Source organism: Pseudomonas sp. B21128 (assembly GCF_044218865.1).
Taxonomy (GTDB): Bacteria; Pseudomonadota; Gammaproteobacteria; order Pseudomonadales; family Pseudomonadaceae; genus Aquipseudomonas; species Aquipseudomonas iridis.
Genome location: NZ_CP162590.1, coordinates 3,732,902 through 3,754,792, shown reverse-complemented (window position 1 = coordinate 3,754,792; position 21,891 = coordinate 3,732,902). Strand labels below are relative to the sequence as shown.

The following is a 21,891-nucleotide window of genomic DNA, read 5'->3' as shown; positions in this document are numbered from 1 at the left end:
CATTCAGGATTCAATGATGAAACACCTCACTTTGCTGGCGAGCCTGTGCGGCTGCCTGTCCATAAACGTCTGGGCGCAATCCACCCTGGAACTCGCGCCGATCAACATTGATGGCGAATCCGGCAGCGAACCGGGCCTGAGCCTCGACCAGTTCAGCGGCATGGCTTCGCGACTCGGCTTGAGCGTCCGCGACACACCCGCTTCGGTGGCCATCGCCAATCGCAACGACATCGAGCGCCACGGCGCACAGAATTTCCAGGACGCCGCCAATACCCTGCCCGGCGTCAATGCCAGCGCACCGCCAGGCTTTGGCGGATTCATCTCCTATCGCGGCTTCACCAGCAGCCAGATCACGCAGATGTTCAACGGCATCAACGTTTCCGGAGGCCTCGCCCGTCCTGTCGATGCGTGGATCTATGACCGGGTGGAGTTGGTGGGCGGTCCATCCTCGCTGATCAATGGCGCAGGCTCGGTCGGTGGTTCGTTGAACTACGTGACCAAACTGGCGACCCGCGATGAACAGGCCGTTGAAGGCAGGGTCAGTTACGGCACCTACGACACTACCGAAACCGCGTTCGGCCTCAACCATGCGTTGACCGATCCAGGCCGCGAGGTGCAGCACTACGCGCGTCTGGACATCAGCCACAACACCAGCAATGGCTACATCGATCGACAGGAGCGCGATGCCTGGAGCGTAGCGTTTTCGTTACTCAGCGATTTCACGCCAAACCTGTCGCATACCCTGGCCCTGGAGTATCAGGACGAACACGAAGACAGCCCGTACTGGGGCACGCCGGTACTCAACCCCAAGGCCGGCGAATTGAAGATTGATAAACACAACCGCTTCAACAACTACAACGTCGAGGACGGCCGCTACGAACAGCGAACAATCTGGGTGCGGTCGATCATCGACTACCGGATCAACGACAGCACCACCCTGCGCAACACGCTGTACCACCTCGACAGCCAGCGCGATTACCGCAATCTCGAGACCTACCAATACAACGCCGACAACTCGGCAGTGAATCGTTCGACGGCGTACCAGGTGCGGCACCAGGGCGAACAGAACGGCAACCAGTTCGAACTGCGCCACGACAACACATTGTTGGGACTTGATACGACGTGGTCCGGCGGTTTCGAATACAAGGTCAACCAAACCACCAACTCGCCGCTCAACATAAAAGGCGCGAGCGCGGTAAACCCGAACCACTATCGTCCCGGGTATTTCTACGACATTCCTGGCACCAACCCCGCACTGATCAGTGACAAGACCAACGAGGTCACCACCAAAGCGCTGTTCGTGGAAAACCGTCTGGCGTTGACCGACAATCTGTCGCTGCTCACCGGCCTGCGTTATGACGACATCGATCTCGACGTGACCAACCACCGCGCCGTGACCGCCGCCAATCCCAGACACCTCGAGCGCAGTTGGGAGCCTGTCACGGGGCGCGCGGGCCTCACGTACCAGTTCATCCCTTCGGCCAACGTCTACGTGCAATACAGCACCGCGGCCGAGCAACCCAATGGCACACAGGACTTCGACGTATCGACCGGCAAGCAATGGGAAATCGGCAGCAAATTCGACTACCTGAACGGGCGAGGCTCGGCGACTGTGGCGGCTTACACCCTTGAGCGAAAAGACTTCGCCGTCACCGATCCACTGGACCCGACCCGCAGCATTGCGGTGGGCCAGCAGACGTCAAAAGGGATCGAGATTGCCAGCGCCTTGCGCATTACCGACAGACTGCTGGCCGAGGGCAATTTCGCCTGGGTTGACGCGCAGTACGATGATTTCACCGAAAAAAACGCCGCGGGCGCGGTGGTTTCGCGCAAGGGCAACATGCCCACCAATGTCCCGGACCGGGTTGGCAATCTCTGGCTGACTTATGATTTTTCGCCGCAATGGCAAGGTGGGGTCGATGCACGATATGTCGCATCGGTATTCGCCGACAACGCCAACACCCTGACCGTGCCGTCGTACACGCTGTTCGGCAGTTTCCTCAGTTTCAAGGTCGATTCGCACACCACCGTCACCGGTCGGGTGCGCAATTTGACGAATGAGGTGTATGCCGAGTTTGCGCATGTATCGCCGGCGTATTACCTGGGTACACCACGCACCTTTGAGTTGGCGGTGCAGACCCGATTCTAAAAGCATCGCGGGCAAGCCCGCTCCCACATTGACCGGTGTCGTACACATATTTTGTATTCGACAGAAAAACCTGTGGGAGCGGGCTTGCCCGCGATGAGACCTGTGGCCTCAACCCTCTATTTCAGATCAGCCGACACCTTATCCGCCACATCCTTCGGCAACCACGCCTGCCACACATCCGGATGCGCCTTCATGAACGCTTCAGCCGCCTGACGCGGTGCGGTGTGTTTCTCGCTCATGTCGGCCAACGCCTTGTTCAGCTCAGCAATCGGGAAATCGACCTTGCTGAAGAACTCGGCAATCTGCGGATACTGCTTCTGGAATGGCGTAGACACGCCAATCGACAGTTTCGACGCCAGCGAGCGGGTGGGTTTCGGGTTGGGATTATCAGCGTCAGTCAGTGTTTTCCATGCCTCGGCATCAAACGGCGGCTCTTCCAGCTGCACCAGTTTGAACTTGCCCAGCAACGGCGTCGGCGACCAATAATAAAACAGCACCGGTTTACCGCGACGAATAGAAGAACTGATTTCGGCGTCGAGCGCGGCACCCGAGCCACTGCGGAAATTGGTGAAGTCGTCCTGCAACCCGTAAGCCGTGAGTTTCTGCTTGTTGACCACTTCTGAAGTCCAGCCAATCGGACTGTTGAGGAAACGCCCCTTGGTCGGGTTTTCCGGGTCCTTGAACACGTCCTTGTATTTTTTCAGATCACTGACACTGCGCAAGTCCGGTGCCAGCGGCTTGATGCCCTTGGCCGGGTCCCCCTTGATCACGTATTCCGGCACCCACCAGCCTTCGGTGGCGCCCTTGACCGTATCGCCCAGGCTCACGACCTTGCCTTCAGCCTCGGCCTTGACCCACACCGGACTGCGCCCGGCCCACTCCTCGCCAATGACCTGAATGTCATTGTTGGCCAGCGCGGTTTCCAGAGTAATGGTGGTGCCGGGCAAGGTGTCGGTTGGCAACCCGTAGCCCTTCTCGACGATGATCCGCAAGACATCGGTGATCAGGCTGCCGCTTTCCCAATTCAGGTCGGCGAAATGGATCGGCGCCTGTACTGCCATCGTCGATTGCGCTGACGCCAGCAGGCCGAATGTCGCCACGCTGGCGGCCAATAACCGTCGAAATCCGTTCATGCATTACACCTCGTGCTGTTCACAGCAATGACAGGATGGCCTGACAGAAGACCGCAAGCCTCTGAATACTCAGTCAACTGACTGTAGACGAGGTTCCTGCTTTTTCAGGGGCTAGCCCCAGACGAGGTTAGCTTTCAGACTTTTCCTGCAAGCTTTGCAGCTCGCGTCTGACCATGCTGGCGTATTCCGCTGGACGCAACGCATAGATCTGCGAGGCCACCCACCCCAGCCACGCGCCTTGCAACTCGGCCTTCATGGCGAACAAGCGCCCGGCCTCATCACGCGCATTGTCGATGTTCTGCGAATGAAAATCGGCGCGACTCAAACCACCGATCACTCGCTCGCCTTGAAGGTCACCAGTTCGCCCTTGCGCCACTTCGCGGCTTTGCCAGTGACCGCTTTCAGGGTCTTGGTCAGGCCTTCCTGCAATTGCTCATCGGCGGCGAACACGGTCACCACGCTGTGACCTTCCTTGAACAGGATCGCGTGGCCATCAGCGCTATCAACGAAGGCGTAATCGCCAAGCCCATAAACCGTCAGTTTTATTTCACGAAAACGAATATCCATCTTGCCACCTTCACGGCTGGGCAAGACTGATGCACTGAAGTGGTCGCCGACCTTGAGCTTCAGCCCCGGTTTGTCATCGACTACCAACGCACTTTGCGTGTCGAGTTCGGCAACATAAATACCTTCAGCGCTTTGCTCGGTGATGTAAACAAAACGCGATTGGAACTGCTTGACCAGCTTTGCACGCAAATCACCCAGCACGAACAAAGCATGCATATCGAGATTACTGACTGCCAAAGAAACATCCCCACATCTGAAAAACCGCACACGGGAAACGCGCACGGCAAAAAAAAGCCAGGCCGATGGCACTGCCAATTGACTCAAATAAAAACCTGAACTGAGCAGAGCGCTCGTTCAACGCGAGGTTCGTAAGACTACTGGATTGTCACTCGCGAAACTCACTCCAACGTCGCCAAAGCCTGAAGGAAAAATCCTCACTCGCCATGAGAGAAAGTTGACTACGAACTTTAGGGAAAATTCTCACGAAGAAAAGCTCTTTTCCGACATATCGCTTGCGAAAAATTGCTTTAGATAAGCGCTGTCGTCAACAGGTACTGGCGATTCTAGAGCAGCGATGCTCATCAAGACTACCCACAACGGCCTGTAAATATCGGCCAACTGATGAAAAGGACTTCATATGTGCACTCTGACTCATTTCGCCATGCCCGCTGACGCCCGACTCAAATCGCCTGTGATCCTGCATATCACCGGCATGGAAGATCTGCCGGAGTCCGTTACAAACGACCAGACGCCACGCTTTCAGGTGGTACCTGCAGGTAACGCTTTCTTTCACATTAAAGAAAAGTCGACCGGCCGTGTAAGAGGTTTCCGCGAGGATCATAACGAGGCTTGCGCGCTCGCCCGCTCACTCGAATTACAAATCGAACTCCTGGCCAGCGGCTGCCTCAGATAGAGAGAGCGATTGACTGCGCCACATCGGCGCGAATCAAAAAGGAGTACGTGATGGATTTGCCAAGCTATGATCTGAAAACCCTGTTCGATCAACTGGGACTGCCTTCAGAAGGCGATGCAATCGACGAGTTCATCGACGAGCATCAACTGGACGCTGACACCAAACTGATTGACGCCGAATTCTGGACCGAATCGCAGGCACAGTTGCTGAAAGAATGGTTACGCGGCGACGGCGAAGAGGCAGTCGTGGTCGATGAGCTCAACTTGCGCTTGCATCACGACATCAAGTAACCCGATCAGTGCAGGCTGTCGCCAACCTCCGCTTTCAACTGCGCGAGCCAAGCAGTCCTGCACTCTTCGGCCTCATCGCGACTGGCGAACGCGGTGCCACGTCGCTCACCGTTGAGCAAAACCACCCAGCAAACGCTTTGCCCCATTGCGCGCAAACCGGCGGGCACGCCACTGCCGATCATCACGGCAACATCAACCCTGCACTGCATGTGGACCTCCGAAATTCATTAGCTACCTAACTAAGCGGGCATGTTAATGATTTGGCCACAGCGGAAACAGCAACCCTCGTGCACAGATTCATTGCATCCAGCGTAACAATCGATCAGCGCGGACTTTCCGGTTTATAGCCCAGACGCAAACCGCCCCAGTGTCGGCCCTTTATCGTGATCGGCACCGACAGGTCGTGCATCAACTCACCGGTATCTCGCGTATAGGTCTGCAACAACACCGGCTGCTGATGGCTGCCACAGCGAATCCCGGTGCGGTCGGCGAACTTGCGCTTGGTCCGGTTGTTGACCGCATCGACCTGCGCATCACCAGTCAGTGCCTGGCTGAACACCTGATTATGCGTCGGCACATACCCCTGCTGCGTGCAGGCAATGGCGAACACCAGACCTTCGTGACGCGGCAGCAACGGTTCCTGGATCGCTGGCAGAACCTGATCGGTATAACGGTCGAAGCGGGTTTGAAATTTGGTCGGTTGAGTATTCGCGATCGCCTGATACTGGCGGTCGAACAGATCTTCGAGACTGATCCGCCCTTGATCGACGTCCGCCTCGAAACGCGCCGCAATCTGACTCGCCCCTTCGCGCGCCAGATCGTAGATGCGCTGGTGATAGTCATCCAGACCAACTTCGGCGAGACGTTCGCTGATGGTTTCTGCCTGCCCCTCCATCTGCACCGCCGCATCGGCGAGGCGCCGGGTCTGTTGATCGCTGATCGCCAGATCGCTGCGCATCTGCTCGATGGCCTTGAACAGACTGTCGAGTTGCTCACGATTGGTCTCGGCACCACGGGCGATTTCGCCGACCTGACTTTCCACCCCGGCCGCCAGCCGAGCAATGTTCTCCAAGTGCTGGCCGGTGTGCTCGACCTGTTCGACGCCCGTGTGCAAGTCACTGGACAGCTCGCGGATCTGCTCCACCACCTGCGCGGTGCGTTGCTGAATGTCGGCGACCATCTCGCCCACTTCGCCAGTCGCCGACGCCGTCCGCGCCGCCAATCCGCGCACCTCATCAGCCACCACAGCAAACCCGCGGCCATGCTCACCAGCCCGCGCCGCTTCAATGGCCGCGTTCAACGCCAACAGATTGGTCTGGCTGGCAATCGACTGGATCACCAACGTCACACGTTGAATGTCATCGCTGCGCAGGCTCAAGGCTTCGATCAATTCACGACTGGCATTGGCGCGCTGACTGAGCTGACGCATGCGCGAAATCGAATCGATCAATTCGGTGCGCCCCGCCGCACTGCTGTGATGTGCCTCGCTGGCGGCTGCCAGTGCATCGCGGCTGAGCTGCGAAGTCGCGTGTTCGGTGGCGATCATCACTTCGGCGTTGCTGACAATCCGTGCCGCAGCATCGAGTTGCGATTCGAGCTTGCTCGCCAGCTCCTTGACCGAAAACGCCACGCCGGCCGCCGACAACGCGTTATGGCTGGTGGTGTAGGAAAGGTCGCGGGTCAGTTCGGACATGGCGTTGCCGGGGTCGGCAGGCGGTGCATCGGGGACGGCGCGGGTGCGCAGGCGCGGCAGCCAGACAATCAGCACCGCCAAGGGCATGCCAACGTAAAGCGACCACTCACCCAGCGTCATGCCGGCCAACAACAGCATCAGGGCGATGCTTTGCAGGGTCGGTGCGATCCAGCGGTTTTTTGGCAAAAGCACTGGTGCAGGCAAAGCCCCAACCAGAGATCCATCTCTCGTCATATCAACACCCCACGCGTGTTCTCATTATTGTGACTGCATTAAACGCCACTACAACGCCATTATCTATGGTCCGTTAGTCGTGATGTCTTGCAGCAGGTCAATGGAACGGCGCGGAATATCGCAGACGAAAAAAAACAAGATCGCAGCCTTCAGCCGCTCTAAAAGGAGCTACCGAAGGCTGCGATCTTTTCAGGGTGACCCACATTCATGGGTCACCGCACAGAATCAGGCCTGACGCTGGTGCTTATCGATCTGCTCGTGACGCTCTTGAGCTTCGATGCAGTACTTGGTGGTCGGGCTGATCAGCAGGCGCTTCAGGCCAATGGCCTCGCCGCTGTCGTCGCACCAGCCAAAACTGTCTTCCTTGATGCGCTCAAGGGCTTGTTCCAGTTGCGGCAGCATGCGCTGGTCGCGATCGATCGCGTTGACCAGCCAGGTGCGCTCTTCTTCAACCGAAGCCGCGTCCGCCGGATCAGCCGGGGTATCCAGGCTCTCGATGGCGATACGGTTTTGCTCAATGCGCTCGTGGGTTTCGACTTTCATGTTCTGCAACAGCTCTGCGAAGAAAGCGTGTTGCTCAGCATTCATGTAGTCATCTGCCGGCATGGCCAGCAACTTGTCCTTTGTCATTGATATCTCTATAAAAAAACGTGCATTAAGGCGAAATAGGGAGCGTTCCGGCGAACCGTGTCCGGTCGACGAAAAGGCATCGTTTATTGCAAATGCCACCCGGCACTCAATTTACGAGGGGCGGCAGTCTAAGGCCCGTTTCAGGCATCAGCAACTCTAAATACTGGGAATTTGTCCGACAAGGCCCGGAAAAGGCTCTGACACAGGCTTCATTGCGGTTATCGGAGTGCGTTTATAGCAAGAAATTCAGTCGAGCGGCTGTATATAGAAGACAAACGGCTAACCAAGCGCCATTTGATCGAGATTTTTTCGCCTGCCAGTGCATCGTTTCAGCCAGGCAGACCCGGCAAAGCCCCACTACCATCAGCCACACCTCGCCACAGCGATATCGATCAGACAGAAGGATAACGTATGCCCCGCCCCGATCTGCCGGCCACCGACGAGCCCACCCTCGCCAGCCCCCCGATCACTGCCGAGCGTCTGCTGCAACTGATCACCGAACAATACGAAACCCTGCCGCGCCAGCTTAAACGCATTGCCAGCTACATGAGCCAGCAGAGCGACCGGATCATGGTCGACCGCATCAGCGACATCGCCCGCGAATGCGAAGTCCACCCGTCTGCCATCGTGCGCTTCTCCCAGCGTTTCGGCTTCAGCGGCTTCAGTGAAATGCAGGCGCTGTTCCGCACCGCCTACACCCACAAAGCCTCGCCAGTGCAGAACTATCAGCAACGCATCCGCAACATGATCGCCAACCAGTCGCAGAAAGCCAGCGACGGCGACCTTGCCCGCGAGTGCATCGACGCGACCCTCAGCGGCATCGAACGCCTGGGCCGCGAACTCGACGACATTGCCTTCGAAAAAGCCGTCGACCTGATCGTCAACGCCGACAACATCTATGTCGTCGGCGTGCGCCGCTCATTCGCCGTTGCCGACTATCTCGTTTACAACTTGCAACACACTCAGAAACGCATCCACCTCGTCTCCGGCCTCGGCGGCAGCTACCGCGAACAAATGCGCAGCGTCCGCGAAGGCGACCTGGTCATCGCCATCAGCTTCACCCCCTACGCCAGGGAAACCCAACACTGCCTGCGCCACGCCCGCGAACAACAGGCCAACACCCTGATCCTCACCGACAGCCACCTCTCGCCACTGGCCAAACGCGCGAACAGCGTGCTGTTGGTCAATGAAGGCAGTGCGCTGGCCTTTCGTTCGTTGAGTGCGACGTTGTGTTTGTGCCAGGCGTTGTTTGTGGCAGTGGCCTATCGACTGGAATTGAATGTCGATGAGATTCACGAACAAGCCGGATTCGACGACTGACAATTGCTTCAACCTCGGCTAGGTTATGCCTACCCCACCGGTTTGGCTTGAAGGAACGCGTCATGAAACTGATCGGCATGCTGGACTCCCCATACGTGCGCCGCGTGGCGATCTCCGCCAAACGCTTAGGGATCGACCTTGAACACGAGTCAGTCTCGGTGTTCCGCCACTTCGAGCAGTTCCAGCAGATCAACCCGGTGGTCAAGGCGCCCACCCTGATCCTCGACGACGGCGTCGTCCTCATGGATTCGACCCTCATCCTCGACTACCTCGAAACCGCCTCTGGCAAAAGCCTGCTGCCGAAAGACCTGAGCCAACGAGCCCAAGCCCTGCGCCTGATCGGCCTCAGCCTCGCCGCCTGCGAAAAAGCCGTTCAGCTCTACTACGAACGCAACCTGCGCCCGGCCGACATCCAATACCAACCGTGGGTCGAGCGCGTCGAAGGCCAACTCGCCGCCGCCTTCACCGCCCTCGAACACGAACTCGAAAAAACCGGCCTGCCCACCGACGGCACCCTCACCCAGGCCGGCATCAGTCTCGCCGTCGCCTGGAGCTTCACCGACCTCGTCGTCCCCGACCAGATCGATGTGGCGCGCTACCCGCGTATCGCCCAATACACGGCCTACGCTGAAACGCTTGAAGCGTTCGTCAGCACGCCGATGACCTGATCATGAGCGCACCTGAAACCGCGGCACCGGCACTGAAAGAGATCTTTAACGCTGAGCGCTTGCAACACATCGCCACAGAAATGAGCGCTGTGTACCCAGCGTTTAAGGCCAAGGCGTTTTTGACGTATGCCAATGATGGGCTGGCTGAGTTGTCGGTGATGCAGCGGATGGCGCGGGTGAGTGAAAGCCTACATGCGGTGCTGCCGCTGGACTACGAAGATTCCCTCGATGTGCTGCGCGAACTCGCACCACGACTGAACAGTGGATTCGTCAGCATGTGCCTGCCGCACTACGTCGCCAGCTACGGCGGCCATGCGTTCGATACCTCCATGGAAGCCCTGAAGTACTTCACCACCTTCGGCTCCTCCGAATTCGCCATCCGCCACTTCCTGCGCAGCGACCTGGAGCGTTCGCTGGAACGGATGCACGACTGGACCCAGGACGAAAACCACCACGTCCGCCGACTCGCCAGCGAAGGCAGCCGCCCTCGCCTGCCGTGGTCGTTTCGGCTGGAAGCCGTGCAGGTGGATCCGCAATTGGCCGCCGGGATACTGGATCGGTTGAAAGCGGATGAGAGTCTGTACGTGCGCAAGTCCGTGGCGAATCACTTGAATGACGTGACGAAGGTGCATCCCGAGTGGGTGCTCGACACGATTGAAGGCTGGTCGTTGGAAAACAAACACACGGCGTGGATTGCGAAGCATGCGTTGCGGAGTCTGATCAAACAGGGGGATTTGCGTGCGTTGACGGTGATTGGGGCCGGGGGGAAACCTGAGGTCGAGTTGCTGGATGTGAAGGTTGAGCCGGCGGTGGTGAGACTGGGGGAAGCGATTACGTTGTCGTTTGTGGTGAAGTCGACGGTGGCTGAAGAGCAGCGGTTGGTGATCGATTATGCGATTGACTATGTGAAGGCGAATGGCGGGGTTTCGGGGAAGGTTTTCAAGTTGAAGACGGTGGTGTTGCCGGGGTTTGGGAGTGTGGTTGTGGGACGGCGCCAGGTGATTAAGGATTTTACGACGCGCAAGCATTTTGCTGGGGGACATGGGGTGAAAGTGATGGTTAACGGGGAGGTGTTGGCAGCTACCGCGTTTAACATCATCGCGGGATGACGCCGTAAATAGATTTAGTGGGGCTGGAGAAGGTTGAACAGGTGCGAGATTGAGGGTGGGCCAGTTTTATCACGTATTAAGCAGCCACTCGCGAAGGACTGCTGTCGGCCAAAAGCAGACCATCCGGCAATGGCCTAATAGGTTTACCTTGTGGTTTGGAGATTTCTTCGGAATCCATTGCGTTTCAAAGTGCCACAATCGACTCTGAACAAATCGGCATTGTAATGTACCACTCTTAACCTGCGTTAAATGGCGACAATAGCCCCGAATGAACTGCAATAGCCTGCCAAGCTAAAGGCCATTACACTGGAAGTAGTCAAGCGGAAGCGGAGTCAAGGAACGATGGAAAATTCAACAGAGGTACATTTCCACTCTGCACGCCAGTTGCTGGACTACTTGTCACCTCTAAACCCTATTTGGGATGTTGGAAAATTCATCTTTAGAGGTCAGCCAAGTGATGAGTTCAAGCTGACACCATCAGTGTGCAGGCGTGGAGTAGGCTCATTCGCCTATGGCTCTCCAAGGAGGATGTTTGATGCCTCGACGGCCGGGCAAGTGGCCTTTGAGCTGGAGATATTGAGGAGATTTCTGAATGGCTGTGATCGCTCAGGGCTAAATGTTCCGGGCTACACCGAACAGTTAAGCGGAACACTTGTCGATGGTTGGGGCTCGTTCCAAAGTCCGCATATCCCTTAGCCGTCTACTCAACTATACGAAATCATGGCGGTCGCTCAACACTACGATGTTCCCACTCGCCTTCTAGACTGGACTGAGAGAAGCTTTGTCGCTTGTTACTTCGCTGCCTCATCGGCAAACTTTGAGATTGATAGCAGGGAAATGCCGAGGCTGGCTATCTGGGCTCTGGACACCACTCATGCGATGCACTGGAAAACAGTGAAGGTGATTAGGACTCCAGGGGGAACGAGCAAAAATCAGGCGGCTCAGTCTGGTTTGTTCACCACGCATGAGGTTAAAGGGTATAACCCAGACGACTTGTATCAGGTAGAAGCGCTAGAGGACGTTGAAGAGATTTACAGCATGACAGGGAGCCACACACCACTTGTCAAAATGACCCTGCCGATTGAGGAAGCTCCCGCTTTATTAAGCCTTTGCTCGCGACTTGGCGTTGATGGCTCAACACTCTTTCCCGGATTCCATGGTGTGGCAAAAAGCGTAAGGGATTGGGCTAACGTTGAGGTTGGTGTAAGGCCGTCTCAGTCACTCATTCAGGAATACAATGAAGAAGGCTACGATCCAGACTTCCATTAAGTAGCAATCGCCTGCGGGCAATCGAAGTAACAAACTGAATCGCCCCTAATTCCCAAGACGCCTTCGACTGGCTCCTTGTGGCAGATTTCTGCATTTGAAGCGCAGAAACCGACTAATAGAGGACCCCGAATGAGCCCATGAAATTGGGGGCTATTCACAGCTCTCCGTGGCCACACGCCTACATGCTGGCTGTTTCGTGGTGTTAGGAAGGGCGCAGCGGCATTCTTCATTTGTATCTACGGAGGGGCAATGACCTCGAAATTTTTTAAAAATCAAGACTCTATTACGCTGGCATTTTCGTTAATTGCAATTATCATCTCTGGCTTGGGTTTTTATTACTCAGTTAGAGAGGTTGATTCTGTAGTTGTTAGAGCGGTCAGTTTTTCTGAGTCGAACGCAGCGAAGCTTGGTACCGATGTAGAGCTTGTATTCTCAAATGGTGGAAATTTACCTTATCTTATTAGCAATATAGAAATTAAAACCTACCAAGGAGTTACTGATGGCGGATATCTTTCATCCTTGTCGGATGTAAGATTTGCCGAGGTGCCTTTTGTATTAGATAAAGGTGCAATGAAAATGTTGAAGCTGACCGTGCCGCTGCCCGAATCGTTACTCGAAAGCAAAAGAAACATCCCTGTTCATCTCGTTGCAAAAATTACAGCTTTAGATGTGTATGGTCGGCTCCGCGGAGTTGAAGCCTGGTATGGATCATTCTGCATGGAACCTAAAACTATAACCCAAGACGTTATTAGAAGGGACATGGTTTCCATAAGTGATAGCAAATTTGGCTCTTCGCCGGATTTTAATACTGATCCTTGTGTTGAAGTGTCACGAACCGCTAGAACTAAAGCGAATCGCACTAGTTTTGGAGACTATTAGAAAGACTGCTAATGGCCGTTTGCTGCTAGTCGCCACCGGCAGGGATCGGCCAATACCGGACGTTCACCAAGGCACTATTTTGAGATTTGGAGGCGCCTACAGAGCCGGGGACAATTCATATAGATATGGCGATTATCAGACCGAGGCAGAAGTTCTTGAACCGGCGTACCACCAAGCACGTCGGCTCATGATCAAGAGACTCAGAATGGGATATCAGTATTCGAACCATCGGCCCCAGCTGAGAATGGCTTAGGAGACTGCGCTACAATTGGGATTACCAAGGACGCGGCAGTGCGCAATGGCTCGACAGCGCCTACGTCACCAGGCTCCCCTGAAACAACGATAAGTGCATCCTCCCCAACTGCAGTGCCGCCAGAATTTCCGAGCAACTCCTCATCTTCTGGCTCATCCTCTACAGGATCTAAATCGACAAAGTCTCGGCCCATCATCATTTTATAATGAGGCATATGTTCCATAGCCTTAAAGACCTTGAAGAAGATCTTTATATAGCTGTGTGCCATACCATCGCTTATTGCCACGTACAGATCATCTGGCGAATAGTGGGATCCGTCGTTAACCCAGCTAATTAATGATTGGCATTGAACCTTCTCCTGCCCTTCGAACTTGTCTATGATGACATGCGTATCTATGTTTCCTAGAATTTTGAAGTAATTCTCCAAGATCCTACGCATGGTATTTTGAATGGTAAGCGCCGGCAATGGTTTTTTCGTCAATTCTGCCCACAGCAACTGATAGGACGTTTTAATGGGATTATTCTCAAAGCCTTCAATCTTCGAGAAATGATCGGGCTTGCGTACTACCCAAAACGTCTCATCCTTAATAGAAGCATCTCCAGTCCTCTGGGGGTTAAAGGTAATTTCTTTATGAAAGTGGACGTTATGGGTCAGGACAAAGATCTGTTTTAGGTTATTGCCCTTCTGGCGAACCTCGTGAAAGAGCTTTTTGATCAAACTGCTCACGATGAACAGCACATCGCTATCCAGGCTTGAAACCGGGTCATCAATGACGACTATTCGATCAGTACTGATACCTGAGGTCGAGATACTTCCCCTAAGCAAATGATAGAAGTACAGGAAAGTAACGAAGGTCTTTTCTCCTTCACTGAGCGTTGCTTTAGCATCAGTTCCATCGCTTCTGATCAGGCGATATGAATTATCGGCACACGCAGGATCTAGGGAGAAACTCCGAAACCCAAAGTCTTTCAGGATTTTATTGATCGCAATGACAGTAGGTCTCACACTTGTCAGCAACGTTTCAATCTTTGCAATTTCTGCGTCAGCTGTGGATATATCTACCGTTGCCTTATCCACGCTTGCAGTGATGCCATCAATCGCTTTGCCGACGCGACCCACATCTTTAGTGTAATCAGCAAGAGCGTCTTTAAGCTCAACATCAAGAAGATACCGCCACACCGCATCTGTTAACTTATTCTGCTCAACGGAGAACCCGGAAACAAGACGATTATGTTCAGATACCTTGAGGTTAGCTGAATTGATCAGTTCAGAAACTCTAAGCGGAATCTCTGCAAGACCTTCCAACTCCACGGCAACACTGGGGCTAGCCACCTTGTGGTCGATGCGTTGCCTGTTCACCAACATGATTGCATTCAGGGCCTGCAATTCAAGATCAAGTTTCTCTTTATCTAGATGCGAACAATCCGTGGCCAGGATTGTTTGAGCCTGGGCTAACAGACCATCTGCTATTGCGTTATAAGTATCCCGAAACTGCGAAAGAGCTCTAGTTTCAGCTTCGAATGTTTCGTCGAAATAATCTTCAAGGCTTTTTTCGAATTCATGCGGCAATTTCTGTTGACAGAAAGGACAGTCATCGTCGGTATGGCCCAAGTACTTCATACCTTGTCTAATCCAGTCACTGTTCCCCAAGTTCTGGATCATCGCAGATATATTGACATCCTCTTTGCCGACGACTTTCTTACCCAGGACAGGGTTTTGCTCAAGCGCAACCAAGCGAGACAGGTCAAGATCGGAGACGGCATTCATGGGTAATGGTGCGTCACCATAAAGTACGCTTGCGCGTTTGCGCAGGTCTTCCATATCAACCAACTGGGAGGTATTACTTTTGCTCTCCTGCAAAACCCTATTTTTGAAGGCCTCCCGGTTATTTCTTAGGCCTTTAAAAGCCCCCTGAAACTCATCATCGTGCTTCTGCTTTTGTTCCCAACACCGTCCTACCAGCTTTTCTTCCAAGGCAGTTTTTTCGGCGATCTTCCCGCTCTTACCGTCTGGGCCATTCAGGTTTTCTTGCGCTCTGGTTTTGAATAGCGCGTGGCGGTCTCTTTCCTTCTTGAGCTCTTCCAGGTGATCAAGTTGCGACTGCTCGGCCTGGCCCAGCGTGAACACACCTTTGAACTGCTTCGAGTCAGTGAAATTCGAAGCGATGAAATCGTTGTTGTAGACCATTGCCGGAATCGGATCGCCCTTCGCCCACGTGACCCTGGAGGTAGCTGATAGCGCTGGGTTGTTTATCAGCCTGCTGATCGTTGTCTTGCCTGCTCCGTTTGCACCGTAGAAGTAGTTCACAGCCTTCAGGTTTTGAATCGTTTCGGGGGTTACAGGGCTGTAGGTTGCTATGCCGGAAAGGGTGATCGATTCAATCATGTCTCGCATCCGTGGAGAGGAAACGTTAAGGAACAAGCCAAGGGGCGGCCTTAGATATGGCGCACGTCATCCTAGAACCCTGAGTAGGCAGTGGCCTTTTGCCGCCTCAGCGTAGACCAATACACCAGCTTGTGAAGGCGGTAGCAATCGAAAACTACCACCGCGAACCCAGCTGTAGTGATCTACTTCTGTTTTTTGGCACTCTGGGGAGTGGTCAAGCGCGTCCTAGGCACCTCGACAACAGCTAGCCACTCTGCATCTTCAACATGCGCATCATCTAAAAGGGAACCATCTCAGATTTATTTTTCTATCATTGTCCGCTTATGGCCGATATGGGTCGATCGCAGTCAGCCGTTCGTGACTTTACCAAGCCATAGTTTGTAACCGTTTGCCAGCATCACGCGGAGCTAATGACAGCGAACAGGTTTTTCATGATTGGAACTTGTTAACGTTTGACCCCACCTCCCCGAGTCGGGCGAGAAACCGTGTCGACTCGTCAGCAGTGTTGGTCACAACGACGGCCGCAGATGGTCGTGTGCTACAACGCCAAGGGCATGACAGGACATCAAGGTATCCAAGCGCTCTTGGTCGATCTGCGACAAGAGGTTCAACGACGGTACGTCCGCTAAGCGATGCCAAATTGACATCCTGCTTTGACCAAAGCTAGGCTCAGCTGCTGCAACAACGGCAAGGACTCCGACCCCATGACACCTCGCGACCAGTTTCACAGAAATGGCTACATCCTCTCACGCCAAGACCCCGGCGACTGGATGGCTGCACTGTGCAGCAACTTCGACGCCTTTACCCGGCCCTGGGACCAATGGGTATTTCCGCACGACAATCACTTGTGACATTTGCTGCTGATACTGGCCCGACGATCCGTCAATCGCGCCGTCTGTCCCTGATCCTGACCGCCGTCGTCGATCTGGTCCGCAAATGCTTTCCCCCCCAAGTGTATGGCTGTGATGCCTCCCCAAACCGCAACTTAATCAACCGCAGAGCCACAAGTTGAACGTCAAGACCACCAGCACAGAAAGGGCCCTGCCCTCGTCAGAACAATTCACATACATTATCGGCAACAACGGCATCGGCAAGAGCATCGCGCTGGAGAAAAACGCACAAAACACAAGTGAACATACTAATGTCGTGGTCATTTCCTCTGGTTTAAGCGACAGATTCAAATGGGGCAGCAAGAAGAAAGATAGAAAAGGAGGCGGCAGCTATACCTACCTTGGCAATCGCACCGTAGGCAACGGCGTCCACATGAATACACTGGCTGCGAATGCAGTACTGAACTACGTCATCTGCCTAGAAAAACAAAGAGATTCTGTATTGAAAGGGCTACTTCAAGACATAGGTTTTAAAAGCGAGGTATGGATAGGCCCACGCGAGGTAAAGAAGCGAAAAAGCGATAATAACTCGCAATTGGCCAGGACCTTCGCAAAAGCACCACTGGACCTTGACTTCGTCAAAAGAAACCGTGCAATTCTGGATCACCCGCTCAAGCCATTCGAACTCATGCTCAGAAAGGGCGACGAAATCCTACCGTTTTCCTTGTTCAGCTCTGGAGAGCAGAACATGGTGTCGACGGGGTTGAAAATCTTGTCTCATTGTGCGCCGAATACTCACTTCTATATTGATGAACCAGAGATAAGTCTACATCTTGAGTGGCAATTGGCATGGCCTAAGACTATGCAACAGATCGTCGCCAACGTGCTCGATTGCAAATTCACCGTTGCCACGCACTCGCCGGTAATCATTGCGAGCGCCCTGAAGCTGGGCTCTGCCTGCTATAACATGACTGGTGAGTCTAAGATGCAAAGAATCGTCGAAATTTCCAGCAATGTAGAAAACCTTATCTTCGAGGAATTTCATACTGTCACCCCGAATAACAAAGCGATCTACGAAAAATATGCGACGGTTCTCAACATGGCATTGGACCATGCCAACACCGAGATTCACAGCATGCAGGAAGTAAAAGACGCATTAACTCTCCTGGAGGAGCACACCTTATCAGCTGCTGCCATGGCCGGTGAAAGAGCGGAACTGCGTAAGTCTGTTGAAGATTTCAAAATCGCTATTGATACCATCCTGCAAAGGGTGACTTCCCATGGATAGTGATATCACCTGTTTCTTGAAGCAGGTTTACCCGAAAGCTGCTCATGCACCCGACCGCGCCGCTGCCTACCAGCAAATCTCGCTGTTCTACAGAGGGGTAAGGAGGAATTTTCCGCCGGATAAGAATATCTGGGCGAATTTCTATAATACTGGTAAAGGAGCCTATCTTCACAGAAAGCTCCGCGAGTACCTCGCGACCCGACAAAATCAGTTGTGCTGTTATTGCCAAGACAAAATTTATCATCACATAAACTCTAATATTGAGCACATATTACCCATCAAGCACTACCCCTATTTTGCATTTTCCTTCGATAATTTAGCGTTATCCTGTGCGACCTGTAACGCGTTGAAAAGCGCAGACGACTGGTTCAAGCTACCGAGCGTGAAGCAGTCATACAGGAGGAACAAATTCGATTGTTTCCATCCACGCTATCATAGCTACCATGAACATATAGAAATGATTAGGATAGGAACTAACAAGGTCGACGTTAGAGTATTTTTTGGGAAAACCAAGGAAGGCAAGATTGTTTGTAAAAACCTTCTTGGCAAGGTGTCCAATTTCTTCTTAAAAGAAAAGACTTGCCCAGAAATATCGAAGGCAATTACATCATTGGAAAACTATATCAGCAACAACCCCGGTGCAGCCAGTCTCGCGCTTGAGAAGATAACAAAAATGCTTTACTCGAAAATTTAGATCAACATAGGGCTGTGAATCGCCCTTAGTGAACAATTTTTGGCGCTCGCTTCGGCCGATTGCAGTCCACCGCGAAGGACCGTTATGGGTCGGTAGCCGCCATTGGTGAACGGCTGCTTTTGGCCGTTCGTCGTCACTTGCGAACAGCCACTTATGGCCGGAAGCAGACGCTAGCGACAGGCAGCAATCGGCCAAAAGCAGACTATGGACACGCCACTAATCCGTCAGTAATGTCCGCAAAAGTCATGTTGCTTTACCTCCTCGCCTCATGTCACGGTTCTGGCGCGACGAACGAGTCAACATGGAGTTACACATGGACAAAGAATGTTATCAGACACCAGCGGTGGAAAAGATTACGCCATTTGTATCGCCAACTTATAGTTATGCGCCTTGGCAAGGAGCATGCATTGAAATTTGAAAGGATTTATAAAAACATGACCGGCTTAAGCTGCCCAGTATTCGGGATCCAATGGAATGCTCCGATAATAGAAGCTAATGAGGCTCGGAATATTATTGTACTTCTCGAAGATAAATGCGTTCTTTTCAATCCTGGCAACATGGAAGATTCAAATCATTGCGCCCTAAGCATACTTGATATCAGATCTGAAACAACTAAAGCACTACAAGCATTACCTGCCAGTTCAAGTTTATCAAATTCTTTGAAGCGTATGAAAAAATCTTGCCTCGAATTTAGCAACAAGCTTGGCCATCCAAATTTCTTAAGTTTTGATCCACCCGTACAAGTATCAATACTTGAGCGAGAGCTATTTAGATTGCGAGAGAAATTTGGTATCTCTGTCGCTGAAATCTCAGTGGCATATGGGATTGACATAGATGACGACTTGGCCAGCATCATACCATTCAACAACGCAATAAACACATAGCCAGTGGTTCAAGTCGTTCGTTACGCTCACTTAGGACGGGCCAAAACAAGCCCCTCAACCAAACGCTAGAGGAAATAAAGTTGACACTCCGCAATCGATTTCTTGACGCAATTATCCACGGCCAAATTGGTAGCGGAAGGACAACGCACTAGCACGTACTCGTAGGTTGCTTTACGTGACATGTAGTCGGGCTGAAAAGAGCCTGGCGATTGTCGTATACAGCCCCCCAGCTTGCACTTGCCAAGCAAAACCTTGTTGCTGCTGGCTGGCTTCAGGAGAGTGAGGTCGAAATCCTGTGAAGCCTTCCTCCTAGGGTTGAGTCCGCCCTAGTTGCGTAGACGCTTCCGGGCCTCAGCGAAGCGCATGGATCAGTTTATCAGGGATGGAGGTGGTCAGGACTGTATTGAAGAAGACAAGACTCAGTAGGGTTGGTAGCATTCGGCCATTAATTTTCATTGCATAAGGATGTGAGTAAAACGGCAGCGATCTGACCGATAACAGTTATTGAGCTAATTGGGTTTTCGGAGGGGTGGTAATTCCATTCGCCTTCTTTGTGTATAAATTATAAAGGAATTGAGATAATGGAGCCTGTAGCTGTAGGTATGTCCGTGATAAACGCATCGGGCGTGCCAAAGAAAATTATTGAAAGTACAATTGTGTCGGACGTATTTGACTCTTTGGTGACGAAGTACAAATTGTCGTCGTTCTCTGGTTTCAAGGATAAGTATCTTAAGCTCTGTTCTGGAAATTTATTAATAAAAACGATTGTATCTCCGGACAATTCGGTTCATGTAGATGAGATTTATGTGCCACTTGAGCTTTCGGGCCACTCTAGAATTGAAGTTGAAAATGGGACCACTCTTGATAATTCAAGTCGAGCATCTTTGATTGTTGGTCTTGCCGGGCAGGGCAAGTCAACAATTTTAAGGAAGTTGCTTTCTAATAATATAGCAAAAATCAGCAGGCTTCCATTTTTTTATGAACTGAAGAATTATGGCGGTGGAGAGATAGAGGTTGCGATTTCAAGTAATTTATCTAGCCAAGGGATTGAGTTTAGCCCTGGCGGGTTAAAGAAAATCTTCAACGATAGCAATGTAAGGCTTTTCCTTGACGCTTTCGATGAGTGCCCATCTAATCATAAAGCTGCATTATATGCAGAGATTGACAAGCTTGTAAGAAAATATAATTGCAATATTATCTGCACAACTCGCCCTGACACTGAGCTTGACGCCTTGGTAGGCGTGGATGTCTATAGAGTTGAGTTTTTAAAAGAAAGGCAAATACAATCGATAATTCACAAGACTTGCAATGACAAAGATAAGGCGGAAGAATTATGCAATGCTCTAGATCGAAGTGAATTCCACAAAGATAGCGATAGTGTTTTGAGGTCTCCCATACTGGTAGTTCTTTTTTGCACAAGCTATAATCTGGGAATATCGATTCCAGAATCGTTATCTCAGTTCTATAAAAATATCTTCGACACAGTCTTTTTAAAGCACGACAATTTAAAGGGTGGCGTTTCTCGTTCGCGCCACTGGAATGATGATAGAAGTATATATCGCAATGTTTTTGATTATTTTTGTTTCATCTCTCAAAGAAAGTCTCTCGCTAGCTTTAGTTTTTCAGAGCTGGCAGGCTTGATATCGGATACGCTAAGTTACTTGAGTAAAGAGCCATCTTCTGCTGACGTTATAGCCACAGAACTGATACAAATAACAAATCTATTAATTAAGGATGGCTATGATGAGTATAAGTTCATTCATAAATCCATTCAGGAATTTTATTGTGCTTCTTTTTTAGCTACCGGTCTAGACACTGAAAAGAAAAAAGAATTCTATAAAAAATGCTCCGAAGAGCTGGCTTTTTATAGCATATTTTCGAATACCTTGTTGTTCATGAAAGAAATTGATTCTTTTGACTATCTGGCATTCTACATCGCTCCCGCAGTAAGTAAGATGCTTGACTTAGACATGAAGATGATTGGTGATGCGTTTGTAGTTGGTCAGAATTTGATTGAAGAATATACTGGCTCGATAGTTTACATTGTTAATTATGAAGAAGGCTTTGATAAGCGGGGTGGTGCAACAATATCTGCGGAAATGTTTCCCGCAAAAGTTAGTCATGTTGTTAGAAACACATTCTTGCACAAGCTGTTTTTAACTGCTAGTGAGTTTTTGCAAGGGAAGTACCCCTCAGTTCTGACCATGAAATCCATTTCCGTTCAATCTAAAAATTTGGGCGATGGTCTTTATGAGATGGATTTGAAGGCAATATGTCCATTTCTTGAGATTACATCAACTGACATTGAGAATAGTTTGATGTTGTCCCTTGGTGTGCTGTACCGGCGGGAGTATAATTTGGCTATTGAACATATTAATAATAGAGTCACTCAAGTTACACGGCAAGGGTATTTGGACTTTGGCTTAGAACGCTGAGCGCATGGGTCGCTCAGATCGCGGTCAAAGACATCTCGATGTGCGCACCAGTTTCACCCGCACGGCGAAAGCCCAGACGTTCATAAAGCCTCTGCCCAATATATTCGTTCGGGAACACCCAGTTGCACGGGCACTTTCGGGCAGAGGAGTCCAGCTGGAAGACCTTCAAAATGTGAGCGCAGATACTCTTGCCTTATAACTTTTATGAAATAGCGATGTCCTGAGCGTAGAAGTCAGCTAAAGCGGCGAACTGAATCGCCCCTGCTT

At 52.0% G+C, this 21,891-nt stretch carries 19 protein-coding genes; 12 read left to right on the top strand and 7 right to left on the bottom strand.

Going from position 1 to position 21,891, the window contains the following annotated elements; genetic code table 11:
- Window positions 1-16 precede the first annotated feature (16 nt).
- Complete coding sequence (locus AB4P91_RS16710) at window positions 17-2,149, top strand: TonB-dependent receptor (RefSeq protein WP_395603235.1); 2,133 nt, start codon at window positions 17-19, stop codon at window positions 2,147-2,149.
- A gap of 116 nt (window positions 2,150-2,265) precedes the next feature.
- Here the strand turns inward: AB4P91_RS16710 and AB4P91_RS16705 are convergent, their stop codons facing one another.
- From AB4P91_RS16705 to AB4P91_RS16695, 3 genes are all read right to left on the bottom strand, one after another.
- Entirely contained in the window at window positions 2,266-3,282 is a 1,017-nt protein-coding gene (locus tag AB4P91_RS16705; protein WP_395603234.1) for an ABC transporter substrate-binding protein, read from the bottom strand.
- A 127-nt stretch (window positions 3,283-3,409) separates the two neighbouring features.
- Window positions 3,410-3,607 (bottom strand): hypothetical protein, encoded by a 198-nt coding sequence (locus AB4P91_RS16700; RefSeq protein ID WP_150592187.1) that lies wholly within the window; start codon window positions 3,605-3,607, stop codon window positions 3,410-3,412.
- Window positions 3,608-3,615: 8 nt separating this feature from the next.
- Window positions 3,616-4,086, bottom strand: a complete 471-nt coding sequence (locus AB4P91_RS16695) for a hypothetical protein (RefSeq protein WP_395603233.1) — start codon at window positions 4,084-4,086, stop codon at window positions 3,616-3,618.
- 400 nt (window positions 4,087-4,486) lie between these two features.
- Between AB4P91_RS16695 and AB4P91_RS16690 the strand changes: the two genes are divergently transcribed.
- On the top strand, window positions 4,487-4,762 hold the full coding sequence (locus tag AB4P91_RS16690; protein WP_042559580.1) for a hypothetical protein: 276 nt from the start codon (window positions 4,487-4,489) through the stop codon (window positions 4,760-4,762).
- 50 nt (window positions 4,763-4,812) lie between these two features.
- Complete coding sequence (locus AB4P91_RS16685) at window positions 4,813-5,052, top strand: DUF2789 family protein (protein ID WP_395603232.1); 240 nt, start codon at window positions 4,813-4,815, stop codon at window positions 5,050-5,052.
- Between the two features lie 5 nt (window positions 5,053-5,057).
- Here AB4P91_RS16685 and AB4P91_RS16680 read toward each other — a convergent pair whose 3' ends face one another.
- The 3 genes from AB4P91_RS16680 to AB4P91_RS16670 all read right to left on the bottom strand — a co-directional run bounded on the left by AB4P91_RS16680 (window position 5,058) and on the right by AB4P91_RS16670 (window position 7,609).
- Window positions 5,058-5,261 (bottom strand): hypothetical protein, encoded by a 204-nt coding sequence (locus AB4P91_RS16680; protein WP_150592190.1) that lies wholly within the window; start codon window positions 5,259-5,261, stop codon window positions 5,058-5,060.
- A 113-nt stretch (window positions 5,262-5,374) separates the two neighbouring features.
- Window positions 5,375-6,598, bottom strand: coding sequence for a methyl-accepting chemotaxis protein (locus AB4P91_RS16675; protein ID WP_395604969.1), 1,224 nt, complete (start codon window positions 6,596-6,598; stop codon window positions 5,375-5,377).
- 606 nt (window positions 6,599-7,204) lie between these two features.
- A complete protein-coding gene (locus AB4P91_RS16670) occupies window positions 7,205-7,609 on the bottom strand; it encodes a TraR/DksA C4-type zinc finger protein (RefSeq protein WP_047301757.1) in 405 nt (134 codons plus the stop codon).
- 411 nt (window positions 7,610-8,020) lie between these two features.
- Between AB4P91_RS16670 and AB4P91_RS16665 the strand changes: the two genes are divergently transcribed.
- From AB4P91_RS16665 to AB4P91_RS16645, 5 genes are all read left to right on the top strand, one after another.
- Window positions 8,021-8,929, top strand: coding sequence for a MurR/RpiR family transcriptional regulator (locus AB4P91_RS16665; RefSeq protein ID WP_395603231.1), 909 nt, complete (start codon window positions 8,021-8,023; stop codon window positions 8,927-8,929).
- Between the two features lie 62 nt (window positions 8,930-8,991).
- Window positions 8,992-9,597: a glutathione S-transferase gene (locus tag AB4P91_RS16660; protein ID WP_395598482.1), complete on the top strand. Its 606-nt coding sequence runs from the start codon at window positions 8,992-8,994 to the stop codon at window positions 9,595-9,597.
- 2 nt (window positions 9,598-9,599) lie between these two features.
- A complete protein-coding gene (locus AB4P91_RS16655; protein WP_395603230.1) occupies window positions 9,600-10,706 on the top strand; it encodes a DNA alkylation repair protein in 1,107 nt (368 codons plus the stop codon).
- 720 nt (window positions 10,707-11,426) lie between these two features.
- Complete coding sequence (locus AB4P91_RS16650; RefSeq protein WP_395603229.1) at window positions 11,427-11,975, top strand: FRG domain-containing protein; 549 nt, start codon at window positions 11,427-11,429, stop codon at window positions 11,973-11,975.
- 249 nt (window positions 11,976-12,224) lie between these two features.
- Complete coding sequence (locus AB4P91_RS16645) at window positions 12,225-12,854, top strand: hypothetical protein (protein ID WP_395603228.1); 630 nt, start codon at window positions 12,225-12,227, stop codon at window positions 12,852-12,854.
- Window positions 12,855-13,054: 200 nt separating this feature from the next.
- On the opposite strand, the gene AB4P91_RS16640 is transcribed toward AB4P91_RS16645, so the two are convergent.
- Window positions 13,055-15,493, bottom strand: coding sequence for an AAA family ATPase (locus AB4P91_RS16640; protein WP_395603227.1), 2,439 nt, complete (start codon window positions 15,491-15,493; stop codon window positions 13,055-13,057).
- A 1,008-nt stretch (window positions 15,494-16,501) separates the two neighbouring features.
- Between AB4P91_RS16640 and AB4P91_RS16635 the strand changes: the two genes are divergently transcribed.
- The 4 genes from AB4P91_RS16635 (at window position 16,502) to AB4P91_RS16620 (ending at window position 21,624) form a co-directional block, all read left to right on the top strand.
- Entirely contained in the window at window positions 16,502-17,611 is a 1,110-nt protein-coding gene (locus AB4P91_RS16635) for an AAA family ATPase (protein ID WP_395603226.1), read from the top strand.
- Complete coding sequence (locus AB4P91_RS16630) at window positions 17,604-18,305, top strand: HNH endonuclease (protein WP_395603225.1); 702 nt, start codon at window positions 17,604-17,606, stop codon at window positions 18,303-18,305. The genes AB4P91_RS16635 and AB4P91_RS16630 overlap by 8 nt, the downstream gene beginning before the upstream one ends.
- A gap of 407 nt (window positions 18,306-18,712) precedes the next feature.
- Window positions 18,713-19,189, top strand: a complete 477-nt coding sequence (locus AB4P91_RS16625; RefSeq protein ID WP_395603224.1) for a DUF6650 family protein — start codon at window positions 18,713-18,715, stop codon at window positions 19,187-19,189.
- 581 nt (window positions 19,190-19,770) lie between these two features.
- Window positions 19,771-21,624, top strand: coding sequence for an NACHT domain-containing protein (locus AB4P91_RS16620; RefSeq protein ID WP_395603223.1), 1,854 nt, complete (start codon window positions 19,771-19,773; stop codon window positions 21,622-21,624).
- The last annotated feature ends 267 nt before the right edge of the window (window positions 21,625-21,891 follow it).

Coding starts and splice junctions, on each gene's coding strand:
- AB4P91_RS16690 (WP_042559580.1), top strand. CDS start 4,487: ATGTGCACTCTGACTCATTTCGCCATGCCCGCTGACGCCCGACTCAAA.
- AB4P91_RS16655 (WP_395603230.1), top strand. CDS start 9,600: ATGAGCGCACCTGAAACCGCGGCACCGGCACTGAAAGAGATCTTTAAC.
- AB4P91_RS16645 (WP_395603228.1), top strand. CDS start 12,225: ATGACCTCGAAATTTTTTAAAAATCAAGACTCTATTACGCTGGCATTT.
- AB4P91_RS16710 (WP_395603235.1), top strand. CDS start 17: ATGAAACACCTCACTTTGCTGGCGAGCCTGTGCGGCTGCCTGTCCATA.
- AB4P91_RS16670 (WP_047301757.1), bottom strand. CDS start 7,609: ATGACAAAGGACAAGTTGCTGGCCATGCCGGCAGATGACTACATGAAT.
- AB4P91_RS16680 (WP_150592190.1), bottom strand. CDS start 5,261: ATGCAGTGCAGGGTTGATGTTGCCGTGATGATCGGCAGTGGCGTGCCC.
- AB4P91_RS16620 (WP_395603223.1), top strand. CDS start 19,771: ATGGAGCCTGTAGCTGTAGGTATGTCCGTGATAAACGCATCGGGCGTG.
- AB4P91_RS16665 (WP_395603231.1), top strand. CDS start 8,021: ATGCCCCGCCCCGATCTGCCGGCCACCGACGAGCCCACCCTCGCCAGC.
- AB4P91_RS16640 (WP_395603227.1), bottom strand. CDS start 15,493: ATGATTGAATCGATCACCCTTTCCGGCATAGCAACCTACAGCCCTGTA.
- AB4P91_RS16675 (WP_395604969.1), bottom strand. CDS start 6,598: ATGATCGCCACCGAACACGCGACTTCGCAGCTCAGCCGCGATGCACTG.
- AB4P91_RS16685 (WP_395603232.1), top strand. CDS start 4,813: ATGGATTTGCCAAGCTATGATCTGAAAACCCTGTTCGATCAACTGGGA.
- AB4P91_RS16630 (WP_395603225.1), top strand. CDS start 17,604: ATGGATAGTGATATCACCTGTTTCTTGAAGCAGGTTTACCCGAAAGCT.
- AB4P91_RS16660 (WP_395598482.1), top strand. CDS start 8,992: ATGAAACTGATCGGCATGCTGGACTCCCCATACGTGCGCCGCGTGGCG.
- AB4P91_RS16705 (WP_395603234.1), bottom strand. CDS start 3,282: ATGAACGGATTTCGACGGTTATTGGCCGCCAGCGTGGCGACATTCGGC.
- AB4P91_RS16650 (WP_395603229.1), top strand. CDS start 11,427: ATGGCGGTCGCTCAACACTACGATGTTCCCACTCGCCTTCTAGACTGG.